The sequence below is a fragment of the Devosia sp. XK-2 genome (genome assembly GCF_037113415.1).
Taxonomy (GTDB): Bacteria; Pseudomonadota; Alphaproteobacteria; order Rhizobiales; family Devosiaceae; genus Devosia.
Map to the genome: position 1 here is coordinate 3,060,283 of NZ_CP146608.1, position 14,174 is coordinate 3,074,456.

The following is a 14,174-nucleotide window of genomic DNA, read 5'->3' on the forward strand; positions in this document are numbered from 1 at the left end:
GGTTCAGCCTTGCACCCTGTAGGCTGTCATGTCGGCGGTGGTCGGCACGAAAGGATGACCGGCATTGGAGACGATGTTGAGATCGTATTCCCAGGGCCCTTCGGCAGCCTTGATCCATTGGACGCCCACCAGGCCCGTGGTGGCGCAATTGGGCACCGGGCCGCTGGTGAAGTCGATCGGGCCCACCGCTGTTTCTGCCTTGAGCCCCGCCAGCGCTTGCGCCAGCATCGATTTGTCCTTGGGATTACCCGAACTGGCGAGCGCGGCCACAGCGGCATCGAGCAGCGAGGCATTGGCGCCCACCTGCTGGTTCCACTGCTTGCCCACGCTCACCTCGTAACCTTCGGCGATGACGCGGCTGCTCATTCCGGTGGCCGGCGAGGTGAAGGGGAAGAGCTTGTGCCAATAGGCGCCGGCATGCAGCCCATAGCCAAGCGAGCCCATCGATTCCAGTTCGGCCGGAAACAACCCAGCCTTGGCGAGCTGACAGATCTTGATCTGCTGGGCGAGCCCCTTCTGCGCCGCCTGACGCCAGAACACCGGGAAATCCGGCGGGAAGGGGAAGGTGTTGAAAATCTCGCAGCCTTCGTCGCGGAAGAGATTGATCTGGGTGGAGAAGTCGGCCGTGCCGTTTTCATAGGGGCCGGCATCGACCATGGTAAAACCGGCCTTTTCCAGTTCCGGCAGCAATAGACCCCGAATGGCATTGCCATCGGCATCGTTGGGCAAGAGCACACCCACCTTCTTGTTGGTTTCCACCTTGCTCCACTGATCGGCATAAAGAGTGGCGAAATTGCCCACCCCGAAGCAGAAGTGGTAGGTCCACTTGAACGGCGATGGCTCGCCCGGCTTGGCACCGCGGCCGAAATAGAAGGACTCCCAGGGTGCGGTTGTGCTGAGGCAGGGCACGCCGGCCGCCTCGCAGGCATCGGCCACGGGATTGACCGTTTCCGGCGTCGAAGAGGCCAGCATCAGATCCACGGCCTCGCCATTGATCAAATCCTTGGCGACCTGGCTGGCGCGCACTGGATCGGACTGGGTGTCGGCCAAGATGAGCTGAATGCCAAAACGCTTGTCGCTGACTTGAACACCATCGGCCATATGGCGGTTGAACTGTTCGACGAGGAATGCATCGCCTTCGCCGAAGACGCCCAGCGGACCGGAGCGCGGACCGACAAAACCCACGCGGACAACCTCGTCTCCCTGCGCAAAGGCCGAGCGGACGCCGGCAGGCATGGCCAGCGCAGCGGCGGCACCACCGGCAATGGCCGCTGCCGATTTGATGAAATGACGCCGCGTGACGCCGTGGCCGCTAAAGGTCTTTTGGATGCTCATGGTTCCCTCCCTGGATGTGAGCAGCACGCGAACCGGCCTCCCAACCGGTTCGCTGCAATCGAAATGTCAGGCTGTGTGGTGGCGTATGAAGGCGCCGGCCTCCTCAATGGAGGCCATGCCTTCCTCCAGCATCGGTGCGAAGAGCTGCCAGGAATGGCACATGCCGTCCCAGACCTTGAGTTCGGCATTGCCGCCCGAAGAATTGATGCGCTCGGCCAGCGTAACGCTGTCGTCGCGCAGCAATTCCCAGGAGCCCACATGCACCAGCACCGGCGGCAGGCCCGACACATCGCCGTAAAACGGCGTTACCTGAGGCGAACGCAGGTCTCCGCTGCCGACATAGACAGCGTTGAAGAGGTCCATCAGGCCACGATTGACCAAGGGGGCATCGGCCTGGCTGCGGTGGGATTCCCCCTCGCTCGCCAAGTCCAATGCTGGCGACATCAGCACGAGACTAGACGGCAGTGGCACACCGCTATCTCGCGCCCGCACTGCCGTCGCCAGCGCTAGGTTTCCGCCGGCCGAGTCGCCACTGAGGACGATGGAGGCCGGGGCATAACCGTGGTCCAGTGCCCAGAGATAGGCCGCATAGGCATCCTCGTGAGCCGTGGGCGCCGGGTGTTCGGGCGCGAGCCGGTAATCGACGCTGAGCACTGTTGCGCCGCCGGTTCTGGCCAGATGCGTGGCAATGGTGCGGTGCGAGCGGGGTGAGCCGAAGAGAAAGCCTCCGCCGTGATAGTAGATCACCAGCCGGTTTTTGTCGCTGCCTGGCAAGCGGATCAGGTCCGCCGGGCATGGCCCCACGGAAATGGTTTCAATCATTGCGCCGTCGGCGATTGGCGTCTGGGCGTTGATGGCCTCGAACCATTCCCGCATTTGCGGCGGACCGGCATTGGGTGGCGGCGGATTTTCGGCGCTGACTTTCAGGATGAAATCGAGCTGTTCCCTGGACATGATCCGCTTCCTCAAATGTAGGTGGATGCGAGCCCGCCATCGACCGGCAGGTTGATCCCGTTGATCCAGCGGGCGGCATCGGACAGAAGGAATGTCACCGGTGGCGCGATTTCATCGCCGAAACCGGGTCGCTTCATGCGCGGAGCATCGTTGGCGACGCGCTCTTCGCCAAGCATGGTGACGAAGTCGCCGAGGATCGGGGTGAAGACCGGACCCGGTGCGACGCAGTTCATCCGCAGGTCGGATTTGAGGAACAGCTCCTGCGCCCGGGCGAACGTCCAGACGATCAGCGCCTCCTTGAAATACTGGTAGCAGGTTTCCTGCGGCACGGGATTGGCCGCTAGCCAAGCTTCGCCTTCGGCAAAGCTCCCGGTGGTCGCCAGCGCCTTGTGCAAGTCCAGCCGCTGCTGCCACTCGCCGCCAAGCACGGAGGCAAAATTGACAATGGACGAACCCGGCACCAGCCGCCCCACGACACCCTCCGTGAGGTGACGCAGACCGAGATAATTGACCCGCGCAACCAGATCCTTGTCGGCGGTGCCGGGAACACCGGCCGCGTTGACCAGACCGTCGAAACGATCCGGCAGCGCCGCAATCGCAGCATCGATGCTGGCAGGATCACCGAGATCGGCCTTCACGAAGCCGTCCAGCGTGATGAGCGGGTCATTGCGGTCCACGCCGATAACGCGGGCGCCAGAAAAGCGGACCAGGCGCGCCACCTCTCCACCAATGCCCGAAGAGGCGCCGGTGACGACAATGGTTTTTCCTGAAAGGTTCATGATCATTCTCTCCTGGATGGCGGTCAGAACGGATAGGCCGTGGCCTGGTCCTTGACCGAGATCCACATCCACTGGGTGAATTCCTCGATATCGGCCGGGCCGCCGATACGGCTGCCATTGCCGGACTTGCCGCGCCCGCCAAAGGGAGCGAAGGGGCCGCCATTGACCGTCTGGTCGTTGATGTGGAGCTGGCCGACATTGAGCTGTTCGCCCAAAGCCAGGGCGCGGCCGGAGGCGGCCGAGATCACGCCGGCAGCCAGGCCGTAATCCGACATATTGGCGATTTCGATGGCTTCCTCGTCCGAACCGAAGCGGACGATGCAGGCGACCGGCCCGAAGATTTCCTCTTCAAAGGCGCGCATGCCGGGCCTGACCCCATCAAGCACAGTGGCGGCGTAAAAGCGCCCGTCATGCGTGCCGCCCGCCAGGAGCTTGGCACCCTTGGCAACGGCGTCGTCGACAATGGCCTGGATGGTGGCGACCTGCCCGTCCGAAATGATCGGCCCCAAGGCGACACGGCCCGATGAAGGATCGCCTGCCGGCAGATGGGCAGCTTTGGCAACAAGCTTTTCGGTTAGCGCTTCGGCGACGGTTTCCTGGGCCAGGATCAGCCCAGTGGCCATGCAGATCTGCCCCTGATGCAGGAAGGCGCCCCAGGCCGCGTTGGAGGCGGCCACGTCGAGGTCCGCATCGTCGAGCACGATCAATGCATTCTTGCCGCCCAGTTCAAGCTGCACCTTCTTGAGGTGTTTGCCGCAAAGTTCGCCCACTTTCGAGCCGCCACGCGCTGAGCCGGTGAACGACACCATGGCGATGTTGGGATCGGTGCAGATGGCCTCGCCGGCATCGGCGCCACCCGGCACGATCTGCAGCACGCCCTTGGGTAAGCCCGCTTCCTCGAAAATGCGGGCAATAATGATACCGCCGCTGATGGCCGTGCGCGGATCGGGCTTGTGAACCACGGCATTGCCGAGCGCCAGTGCTGCGGCAATGGCGCGGACCGAGAGCACGAGCGGAAAGTTGAAGGGCGAGATCACCCCAACGACGCCATGCGGGACGCGCTTGGCATAATTGGTGCGATCGTCGAAACCGGAGAGAACCAGACCCGTCGGCTGGGTTGCGAGATTAGCGGCATGACGGATGAACAGCGCGCCATGCTCGATTTCGATGCTCGCCTTGGGCTGGATCGAGCCGCTCTCTCGCATGATCCAGCCGATCAGTTCCTCGCCATTGGCCACCAGCAGGTCGGCGGCCTTGTTGAGAATGGCAGCTCGCTCGGTGGGCAGGGTTTTCGCCCAGGCGCGCTGGGCCTGTTTGGCCTCGGCAGCGGCGCGGGCGATATCGGCAGGTCCGCCAAGGCCAACACTGGCCAATAGCGCATCGGTGGCCGGGTCGCGCACTTCAATGGCGCCAGCGCCGGTCGTCTGCCAGTCGCTGAACAGCGCCTTGCCGCTCCACCGTTCGACGGCGATGAAATTGGGGCTTTGAATGTTCACGTCGTGCTCCTCCTTGTGCCGGCAAGCGGCTTGCTTCTGAACCCGGCCCAAGGCCGGATGCCGCGAAGGAGGAGCGGGGCGTGGTGATAATCTCGCCTTTCAGGCAAGCCGATAGCGTTGACGAACAAGCGGTTTTTCCGCCTGCCGCCTTGGCTTGTCACAGACCGTATCGGTCGATGTCCTCCCACGCCCGTTTCCTCAAACGGGCTTGCCGACCAGACTGCAAAGCCCGTGCCAAACGCCCTCCAGACAAGGTCGGGACCAGACAAACTTGTTTGATCTCAGGACTTTGGCACGGCCGGCAGCGAGGCAATGAACAGATCAAATCCGCAAAACCAGCGTAGGGCCTTCTCGGATTTCATGAAACGTGCTGGCCATTATTCATGAAATAGTGAATCCTTGCCACGAGGGGAGACGTGAAATGAAAACGCCAGACCGCTTGATTTCGCTGGCCGAAGCATCGCGCCAGGCCGATGGCATCCTGACACGTGGCAAAAGCAGCGAGCTCGAAACCGGCGCGGCCCCCACTTTCGAGGATCTCACCGAGGTCCTGCACTTCGCCCTGGGCGACGGGCGCATCTGGCTCAACGATCAACGGGTGGTGCTGATGCAGTCCTCCGTGCTGGGACGGATGCGCGAGGAGATCATCGACGCCTTTGGGACTGACACGGCGCGCGCCATGTTCATGCGCATCGGCTATATGCAAGGCGTACGCGATGCCGAACTGATCCAGAAGCGCTGGCCCAATGAAGACCTGACCCACGCGCTCGCTGCAGGCCCGCGCGTCCATACGCTCGAAGGCTTCGTCAAGGTGACGACGAAGCATTTCGAGTTCGACGGCAATAAGGGCACCTATTTCGGTGAATTCCTGTGGGACGATTCGTCCGAGGCCGCCGAGCACCTGGCCAGCTATGGCATATCCACCCAGCCGGTCTGCTGGCTGCAGACCGGCTATCCATCGGGTTATACCAGCAAGCTTTTTGGCAAGCCGGTGATCTTTCGCGAAGTCGAATGCGTCGGCATGGGCGCCAAGCATTGCACGGTCGTCGGGCAAAATGCCGAGGCCTGGGAAAAGGACGCGCCGGAGCGGGAATATTTCGGCCTGACCTGGAAGAACCGCAGGACCTATGCTGCGTTCCAGCAGGCGCCGGAGACTTCCGAAACTGCGCAGGTCACCCCCGATGATGGCGAGGTGGCCGTCGGCGTTTCGGCCAGCTTTGTGCGCACAAGGCACCTGCTGCAAAAAGTTGCGGCCACCGACGCAACGGTTCTGTTCATCGGCGAGTCCGGCGTCGGCAAGGAATTGTTTTCGCGCCAATTGCACGAAATGAGCAGCCGCGCCGATGGCCCCTTCGTCGCCATCAACTGCGCCGCCATTCCCGACAATCTGGTGGAATCGGAATTGTTCGGCGTCGACAAGGGCGCTTTTACCGGCGCCACCAGCTCCCGCGCGGGCTATTTCGAAAGGGCCGGCGGCGGCACGCTGTTTCTCGATGAGGTCGCCTCTCTCGCCTATTCGGCCCAGGGCAAACTATTGCGAGCCTTGCAGGAACGCGAGATCGAGCGCGTCGGCGGCGTCCGGACCATCCCCGTCAATGTGCGCGTCGTGGCCGCGTCCAATGTCGATCTGGCCCAGGAAGTGGCGGCGGGACGCTTCCGCCAGGACCTCTATTTCCGCCTCTGCGTCTTCCCCGTGGCGATCCCCCCGCTGCGTGAGCGGCGCGACGACATCCCTTTGCTGATGGCGCATTTCCTCAAGCTCTATTCGGACCGCCATGGCCGAAAAATCCACGGCTTTACCCGTCGGGCCACCGAAGCGCTGCTCAAATATGATTATCCGGGCAATATTCGCGAGCTGCAGAACCTGATCGAGCGCGGCACCGTCTATGCCGACAATGACGGGCATATCGACGTGATGCATCTGTTCAGCGGCTCCGAACCATTACCGCCCTTTTCGGTGCGCCTGTCGCAGGATGGACGACTGGATCAGCAGCCATTTGCCGAACACGCCGCCGGCCGCCTGCCGGACGCCGCCATATCCTTTGAGGATATAGAGCGCGCCGCCTATCTTGCCGCGCTCGAACGCAACCACGGCAATGTCTCGGCGGCCGCGCGGGAACTCAAGCTGACACGCGCCAGTCTCGACTATCGCCTGACCAAGCTCGGCATTAGGGCAAAAATGCCCTGACCGGCGCCGCCTAAGTGCGGCCTCGCACCGACGCCGCCAGGGCCTGGCTGCTTGACGTCATTCACGCACCGTTGCAGGCCCGCCACAGCGCCGGCTCACGAATCTGCGAGCAATTGCTCCTGTTAAGGTTTGCAGAGTATTGAAATTACAGCTGCGGGCCCGGGCAGATCGGATTCGATTTGTTCCTGGCCGGTCGTGACGCCGTCAGGAGCAATAATGCAAAAGGTTCTGGTCAGTCTGGTCGCCCTTCTCACCGTCACTGCGACGGTACCGGTGACGTTTGCCCAACAGGTCGCAAGCCTGGAGGCCAGCCCGGTCGTGATCGCCCCGCCACAGAGCGATCTGGCCCGCACCATCAAGACCGGCCTCTCCGCCGCCTATTATGGCGCACGTCCCGACACCCGCGCCCATGACGAGGCCCAGCGCCTCTATTTCCTCTATGGCGAGCGGCATTTCGAACCCATCTGGCTTTCCCAGGACAGCAAGGGCGTCGTCGTCTTTTCTCCCGCAGCAGACAAGATCATCGACCTGTTCGAGAACGCCGCCAGCGAGGGCCTCGACCCTGCCGACTATCTGACGCCCTCGATTTCGCCCGATAAGCTCAAGGGCGACAGCATTGCCCTGGCGACACTGGAAACGGCCTTCTCCGCCGCAGCCATGCGCTACGCCAACCACATTCATAATGGCCGTATAGATCCGCAATCGATCAGCCCCCTGCTCGATATCAAGCCCAAGCCGATCAACGAGGCCGCCCTGCTGGTGCGCCTGGCCGACAGCAAGAATCCGGCCGCGATCCTGAACGAACTCGAGCCCAGGCACCCTGAATTTCTCGCTCTCAAAGCGGCCCTGGCCGATTTCGAGCAGTCCACCGCCGTCCGGCCGACGCCGATCAGCGAGGGGCCGGTACTGCGGCCGGGCAATTCCGACGGACGCCTGCCCGCCATTCGCGACCGGCTCAAGCTTGCTGCCTCAACCTCCAATCTCTACGATGCACTGACCGTCGACGCTATCCGCACCTTCCAGGAAGGCCAGGGGCTTGAAGTCGATGGCATTATTGGCCCGGCGACGATTGCCGCGCTCAATGGCGGTGCCGCCACGCGGCGCGAAGACATCATTGCCAATATGGAACGCTGGCGCTGGATGCCGTCCGATCTGGGCGATTTCACCGTGTTTGTGAATATTCCCGAATTCCGTCTCTCCATCCTGCGCTATGGCCAGGAAGAATACACGACCCGCGTCGTGGTCGGGACCACCAAGAACCAGACGCCGATCTTCTCGGACAATATTCGCCATCTGGTGGTGAACCCCTATTGGAACGTCCCAGCCTCGATCATCCGCGGCGAAATCGCGCCGGCCGTGCTGCGCAATCCAGGCTATACCGACAGCCACAATATGGACCTGCTCTATAATGGCAGCCCGGTCAGCCCCTGGCAGGTCGACTGGAGCCAGGTCTCGTCCTCCAATTTCCCGTTCCGTGTCCGCCAGCGCCCCGGTGCCGGCAACGCCCTGGGGCAGATCAAATTCCTCTTCCCCAACAAGCACGACGTCTATTTGCACGACACCCCGTCCAAATCGCTCTTCGCGCGCACCTATCGCGCTTTCAGCCATGGCTGTGTGCGCGTGCAGAATCCCATGGAATTTGCCGATGCGCTGATGGCCAATGAGCCCAATATTTCGCGCGCCTCGCTTGAAGCCATGTTTGGGTCCTCCGAACGCTGGGTAAACCCGGAACGCCAGATTCCCGTGCATCTGGCCTATTTCACCCTGCGCGTGGACGAAGACGGCACGATCCGCGCCTTTGGCGATGTCTATGGCCATAATGAAAAGCTGATTGCCGCCATGGGGCTCGATACCGCCCCGCCGCCGGCCATCGTGGCAGAAGCCGAGACCGTGCCCGACGAACTATCGCCATAGCCCTCAAGTCCAAAGGCCCTGCCGCCTCCCCTTCTGGGAGAGGCCGGCAGAGCTCGGGCCAACGCTCCTGCGGCGCTAGTTTGGGTGAGCTTAATCCCCCTATGATGCCCGCCCATTGGCCTCGCCTCCCTTCCAGCCAGAAAACGATGCAAAGACCGAGCTGCGTCCCCGGCGGCCATCCGTTAATATCGAGGTAACAATTTCGCCTTGGTTGTGCCCGCTTTTGCTCGTAATAACAGGATCGTGAGGGGCTCTTTGGTCAGTTCACATCTGGTTAGCGTTAATCAAATCGTGCGATTTGGACGCTAATGTCCCACCATTATCTGACGAGTAAGCCGGGCAGAGTTTGGCGTGACGGTCTTGGGGTTGATCAATTGGCGGGGTGTCGCACGCGGTCTTGTCGCTGCGGCCATGAGCATTTCCGCGCTGCTGCCGGCCGCACCGGTTCAGGCCGCGACCGAACGCGCGCTCTATCTCTACTATACCCACACCAAGGAAACCGCGCGCATCGTCTTCAAGCGCAATGGGCAATATGTCCAGTCGGGCCTTAATGAGCTGAACCAGTTTCTGCGCGACTGGCGGCGCAACGAGCCGACCAAGATGGACCCGCGCCTTTTCGACCTGGTCTGGGAGGTCTACCAGGAAGTGGGGGGCAGCCAGCCCATCAATATCGTCTCGGCCTATCGTTCGCCCGCCACCAATGCCATGCTGGCGGCCAAGTCCTCCGGCGTTGCCGACAATTCCCAGCATATGCGCGGCAATGCCATGGACTTCTTCATTCCCGGCATCCCGCTGGCCAAGCTGCGCGCCGTAGCCATGAAGAAGCAGGTCGGCGGCGTGGGCTATTATCCCACCTCCGGCAGTCCTTTCGTGCATCTGGATACCGGCTCGGTCCGCGCCTGGCCACGCATGACGCGCGCCCAGCTCAAGGAAATCTTCCCTGACGGCAAGACCATGCATGTGCCCACCGATGGCAAGCCCCTGTCCCAGCAGGGTTACCAGGTCGCCCTGGCCGAGTGGAAGCGCTGCCACGCCTATCCCTGCAATGGCTCGACCTCTGGCACCCAGGTCGCCAGCAATTCGGGCGGCAGCGGCCGCACATTGATGGACGTGTTGTTCGGCGGCAAGGATGACGGCGCGCCGGCCGCACGGGTGCAAACCGCCGCGCTCGCCCCGCAGCGATCCACCGCCGTCTCCCCCGTCATGCCAGAACCGCGTCCCACCGATCTGGGCGATAGCCAATTGCAGGTCGCCTCCGTGACCGATACCACAATGCCTTTCTCCACCAATGGCAGCGCCCCACTGACCCTGGAAGAACTGGGCCTGGACGAACGCGTGGCGGTGACCATGCCCGTTTCCATGCCGGCCGATCTGCGGGAAAACGCCGCGGTCACCGCCTTGGCCGCGCTGACGGCACCCACCATGCCCACGCCCCGGGTCATCATGACCGACCCGCCTGCCGAAATTCTGACGGCCTATGCCCCGGCCAGCCCGCGGGCGGACTCGGACGCGCAGCGCGCCCTTGAAATGATCATTGAAGGAACGGCCGCAGCCAATCCGCCATCGCCTGCCACCCGCCTGCCCATTCTGCCGCCACTCCGGCCCGCTGCCGGCATTCAGACAGCATCGTTGGGTGGCAATGTCGCCGGCCTGTTCGACGGCACCTTCAGCGCCACCGACGCTACCGAGCCCACCCCGCTTGCGCAGGCGCTGGCCCGGCATGTTGCGAGTCGCCCCGCCCCCGACGCCATGCGCCGGCCCGATCTGGTCGCACCTGATCTCGAGCATGTCGCCGATATCTTCATCGATCCGGCAGCCATGACATCGACCCGCTATGCCGTAATCTTCGACCGTGACGAAGCCGACTTCGACCCGACCCCGGAAATGGGACGTCACGTGCTGGTCAAGGGCGTGGCGGACACCGAACCGGTTCCTGACCATTCGCGTTTCACGCGCACCGCGCCGCTGGCTTTGGCCAGCAACTAACGCGCCCGCCAAAGCGTTTGCCCCGCAAAAGCCTGAATGTGGCCCGACAAGCGCGGAGGCCCTTCGTCGCATGCAGGCGGCCGCCATTGCCAAGGCCCCACATGGCGCCTAAACAGAGATAAACCAGATGATTGACGGGGATACGCTTGGCCAACAAGCCTGACACGCCACTGCTCGACATGATCCGGACACCGGCCGATCTGCGCGCTATGCCGCGTCAGGATTTGCGGCAGCTGACCGATGAACTGCGCGCAGAAATGATCGACGCCGTTTCAGTAACCGGCGGCCATCTGGGCGCCGGCCTGGGCGTGGTCGAATTGACAGTGGCCCTCCATGCCGTGTTCGACACCCCGCACGACCGCATCATCTGGGATGTCGGGCACCAGGCCTATCCCCACAAGATCCTGACCGGCCGTCGCGACCGCATGCGCACGCTGCGGCAAAAGGGCGGGCTGAGCGGCTTCACCCGCCGCGCCGAAAGCGAATATGACCCCTTCGGCGCCGGCCACTCCTCGACCTCGATTTCGGCCGGGCTCGGCATGGCCGAGGCCAGCAAACATCTCGACAAGCCACGCAATGTTATTGCTGTCATCGGCGATGGGGCCATGTCGGCAGGCATGGCCTATGAGGCCATGAACAATGCCGGCGCCATGGATGCGCGCCTCATTGTCATTCTCAATGACAATGACATGTCGATCGCCCCGCCCACGGGGGCCCTGCGCACCTATCTGGCCCGCCTGGTGTCCGGCCCCGTCTATCGCGGCACCCGCGAGGCGGCCAAGGCCGTTGTCTCCAAGCTCCCGCCATTCCTGCACGAGCCGGCCCGCAAGACCGAGGAATTCGCCCGCTCCTTCTTCACCGGCGGCACCTTGTTCGAAGAGCTCGGTTTTTACTATGTCGGCCCCATCGATGGTCACAATCTCGATGACCTGCTGGCCATTCTCGACAACGTCAAGGATTTCGGCAAAGGCCCTATTCTGATCCATGCCGTGACCAAAAAGGGCAAGGGCTACGCGCCGGCCGAGAATTCGGCCGACAAATATCACGGCGTTTCCAAATTCAACGTCATTACCGGGGCCCAGGCCAAGGCCCCCTCCAATGCACCCTCCTATACTTCGGTCTTTGCCTCCACCCTGATCCAGGAGGCCGAGGCTGATCCGCGCATTGTCGCGGTGACCGCAGCCATGCCCTCAGGCACCGGGCTCGACAAATTCGCCGAGCTGTTCCCCAGCCGCATCTACGATGTCGGCATTGCCGAGCAGCACGCCGTCACCTTCGCAGCCGGCATGGCAACCGAAGGGATGAAGCCCTTTTGCGCCATCTATTCGACCTTCCTGCAGCGCGCCTATGACCAGGTCATCCATGACGTGGCCATTCAGGGCCTGCCGGTGCGCTTCGCTATCGACCGGGCCGGCTATGTCGGCGCCGATGGCCCCACCCATGCCGGCAATTACGACAATGCCTATCTCGGTGCCATTCCCGGCATAGTGCAGATGGCTGCAGCCGATGAAGCCGAACTGCGCCATATGGTGGCGACCGCCGCCGCCTATGAAAAGGGCCCGATCAGCTTCCGCTATCCGCGCGGCGATGGCCTGGGTGTCGACATGCCCCAGCGCGGCGAAATCCTGCCCATCGGCAAGGGCCGGATCATCCGGCAAGGCGCCACGATTGCCCTGCTCTCCTATGGCACCCGCATGGGCGAAGTGCTGGCCGCCGCCGATAAATTGGCGGCGCTTGGCCTCAATCCCACCATTGCCGATGCCCGCTTCATGAAACCGCTCGACGAGGAACTGATCGCCTCGCTGGCCGGTGCGCACGACGTTCTGGTCACGACCGAAGAAGGCGGCCTCGGCGGCTTCGGCAGCCATGTCGCGACCTTCCTTGCCAGCAATGGCCTGCTCGACGGCAAACTGCGCTTCCGCCCGTTGATGATCCCCGACACCTTTGTCGAACACGCCACGCAAGCCGACATGTATGCCGCTGCCGGTCTCGATCGCGCCGGCATCGTCGCCGCCGCCCTCACCGCGCTCGGCTATGACCAAGCCGCCATGCAGGCGGCTTTGGCAAAGGTCTGACCCGACACCCCTCCCGGTCCAGGCCAGGGAGGGGGAAGCCGCCCCTATTCAGGCATAATTCGTCGGCAATCCCTGCGTCGTCTTGACCGTCTCCATCGAAATATAGGCCGACATGTCAAACAGCTCGATACGGCTGACGAGCTGCTTATAGACAACGTCGTAGTGCTCGACATTGGGCAGCACGACCTTCAGGATATAGTCGAAATTGCCGGTCAACCGGTGCACTTCGACGATTTCGGGAATGGCCCCGACGGCCATATGGAACTTCTCCAGCCAGTCCGCCGCATGGCTACCCGTGCGTACAATGACGAAGACCGTCGTCGGCAGGCCCAATTTGTGCCGGTCCAGCTCCGCCCTCGTCCGCGTGATGAAACCATCCTCTTTGAGGCGCGCGATCCGCCGCGAACAGGCCGAAGCAGATAGTGAGACCAGCTCGGCAATCTCATTGACCGGCCTGTCCGCATCGGCCTGCAGCAAGCTCAATATCCTGCGATCACGCTCATCCAACATGGCCAATACCTCCGGCAGCGCAGAATTCTAGCGCATCCTTTTAATTTTGCGCAATTCAGACGCGCGCTTCAGTCAGAAACACACGAACTCGGCGCTCCCTGTGCGCTCGATCTGTCGCACACTCTGCTCGATCTGGAGGGACACAGGACATGAAGACCATCGGCCTGATCGGCGGGATGAGCTGGGAATCGACCGCCGTCTATTATCGCCACCTCAACCAGGAGGTGCGGCGTTTGCGCGGAGGCCTTGCATCGGCCGAGATCGCCATGCGCTCGCTCGATTTCAGCGAAGTTGTCGCCCTGCAAAAGGCCGGACGCTGGGACCTGGCCGGCGCGCTGCTGGGTAAGGCGGGCGCGGGCCTGGCCATGGCAGGCGCCGATTGCATCCTCATCTGCACCAATACCATGCATCTGGTCGCCGAACCGGTCGCGACCATGGCGAGCGTGCCGCTGATCGACATCATCACCGAGACGGCCAGGGCTTTGCGCGCCGATGGTCGCACCCGCCCCCTGCTGCTGGCCACGCGCTATACGATGGAGCATGGTTTTTATACTGACCGCATGAAGGCTCTGGGCCTGGACGTCATCGTGCCCGATCAGGCTGGACGGCAGGTGGTACACGACGTCATCTTCAACGAGCTTTGCCAGGGCCAGGTGCGCGGCGAGGCTAGGGTCGCCTATTGCGACATCATCGCCCGCGCCAAGGCGCAGGGCGCAGATTCGGTCATTCTCGGCTGCACCGAAATCGGTCTACTGCTCGAAGCCGATGCGCTTGCCCTGCCTGGCTATGACTCGACCACCATTCATGCCGACGCCGCCATCCGCTTTGCCTTGGGAGACAGCGCCGCTCAGGCCGCCTGATCTTGATCGGCTTTTCGCCCGCCGACCTAAGGATTTATTGAGGAATTTGCCGCCTTGCTGGATGCGAAGCATCAGGT

Annotated in this window: 10 protein-coding genes; 5 read left to right on the forward strand and 5 right to left on the reverse strand. The window is 62.7% G+C overall.

From position 1 onward, the window contains the following. Nucleotides 1–3: 3 nt before the first annotated feature. From V8Z65_RS15070 to V8Z65_RS15085, 4 genes are all read right to left on the reverse strand, one after another. Entirely contained in the window at nt 4–1,335 is a 1,332-nt protein-coding gene (locus V8Z65_RS15070) for an ABC transporter substrate-binding protein (protein ID WP_338720974.1), read from the reverse strand. Nucleotides 1,336–1,401: 66 nt separating this feature from the next. Beyond that, nucleotides 1,402–2,289: an alpha/beta hydrolase gene (locus V8Z65_RS15075; protein WP_338720975.1), complete on the reverse strand. Its 888-nt coding sequence runs from the start codon at nt 2,287–2,289 to the stop codon at nt 1,402–1,404. Between the two features lie 11 nt (nt 2,290–2,300). Further along, the gene (locus V8Z65_RS15080) at nt 2,301–3,068 is read right to left on the reverse strand and encodes a coniferyl-alcohol dehydrogenase (RefSeq protein WP_338720976.1); all 768 of its coding nucleotides are present in this window, start codon (nt 3,066–3,068) and stop codon (nt 2,301–2,303) included. A gap of 23 nt (nt 3,069–3,091) precedes the next feature. Continuing rightward, nucleotides 3,092–4,564, reverse strand: a complete 1,473-nt coding sequence (locus V8Z65_RS15085) for a benzaldehyde dehydrogenase (RefSeq protein WP_338720977.1) — start codon at nt 4,562–4,564, stop codon at nt 3,092–3,094. A gap of 421 nt (nt 4,565–4,985) precedes the next feature. Between V8Z65_RS15085 and V8Z65_RS15090 the strand changes: the two genes are divergently transcribed. From V8Z65_RS15090 to dxs, 4 genes are all read left to right on the forward strand, one after another. Beyond that, on the forward strand, nt 4,986–6,752 hold the full coding sequence (locus tag V8Z65_RS15090; protein WP_338720978.1) for a sigma 54-interacting transcriptional regulator: 1,767 nt from the start codon (nt 4,986–4,988) through the stop codon (nt 6,750–6,752). Nucleotides 6,753–6,968: 216 nt separating this feature from the next. Beyond that, nucleotides 6,969–8,666: a L,D-transpeptidase family protein gene (locus tag V8Z65_RS15095; RefSeq protein WP_338720979.1), complete on the forward strand. Its 1,698-nt coding sequence runs from the start codon at nt 6,969–6,971 to the stop codon at nt 8,664–8,666. Between the two features lie 411 nt (nt 8,667–9,077). Beyond that, nucleotides 9,078–10,652, forward strand: coding sequence for a DUF882 domain-containing protein (locus V8Z65_RS15100; RefSeq protein ID WP_338724041.1), 1,575 nt, complete (start codon nt 9,078–9,080; stop codon nt 10,650–10,652). 146 nt (nt 10,653–10,798) lie between these two features. Further along, nucleotides 10,799–12,727: a 1-deoxy-D-xylulose-5-phosphate synthase gene (dxs, locus tag V8Z65_RS15105; protein ID WP_338720980.1), complete on the forward strand. Its 1,929-nt coding sequence runs from the start codon at nt 10,799–10,801 to the stop codon at nt 12,725–12,727. 48 nt (nt 12,728–12,775) lie between these two features. On the opposite strand, the gene V8Z65_RS15110 is transcribed toward dxs, so the two are convergent. Further along, a complete protein-coding gene (locus tag V8Z65_RS15110) occupies nt 12,776–13,237 on the reverse strand; it encodes an Lrp/AsnC family transcriptional regulator (RefSeq protein WP_338720981.1) in 462 nt (153 codons plus the stop codon). Between the two features lie 149 nt (nt 13,238–13,386). Between V8Z65_RS15110 and V8Z65_RS15115 the strand changes: the two genes are divergently transcribed. Continuing rightward, a complete protein-coding gene (locus V8Z65_RS15115; protein WP_338720982.1) occupies nt 13,387–14,097 on the forward strand; it encodes an aspartate/glutamate racemase family protein in 711 nt (236 codons plus the stop codon). The last annotated feature ends 77 nt before the right edge of the window (nt 14,098–14,174 follow it).

What these genes read in the sequence shown, in the direction of transcription:
- V8Z65_RS15110 (WP_338720981.1), bottom strand. Translation starts at nt 13,237, where the DNA reads ATGTTGGATGAGCGTGATCGCAGGATATTGAGCTTGCTGCAGGCCGAT.
- V8Z65_RS15075 (WP_338720975.1), bottom strand. Translation starts at nt 2,289, where the DNA reads ATGTCCAGGGAACAGCTCGATTTCATCCTGAAAGTCAGCGCCGAAAAT.
- V8Z65_RS15100 (WP_338724041.1), top strand. Translation starts at nt 9,078, where the DNA reads ATGAGCATTTCCGCGCTGCTGCCGGCCGCACCGGTTCAGGCCGCGACC.
- V8Z65_RS15095 (WP_338720979.1), top strand. Translation starts at nt 6,969, where the DNA reads ATGCAAAAGGTTCTGGTCAGTCTGGTCGCCCTTCTCACCGTCACTGCG.
- V8Z65_RS15115 (WP_338720982.1), top strand. Translation starts at nt 13,387, where the DNA reads ATGAAGACCATCGGCCTGATCGGCGGGATGAGCTGGGAATCGACCGCC.
- V8Z65_RS15090 (WP_338720978.1), top strand. Translation starts at nt 4,986, where the DNA reads ATGAAAACGCCAGACCGCTTGATTTCGCTGGCCGAAGCATCGCGCCAG.
- V8Z65_RS15070 (WP_338720974.1), bottom strand. Translation starts at nt 1,335, where the DNA reads ATGAGCATCCAAAAGACCTTTAGCGGCCACGGCGTCACGCGGCGTCAT.
- V8Z65_RS15080 (WP_338720976.1), bottom strand. Translation starts at nt 3,068, where the DNA reads ATGAACCTTTCAGGAAAAACCATTGTCGTCACCGGCGCCTCTTCGGGC.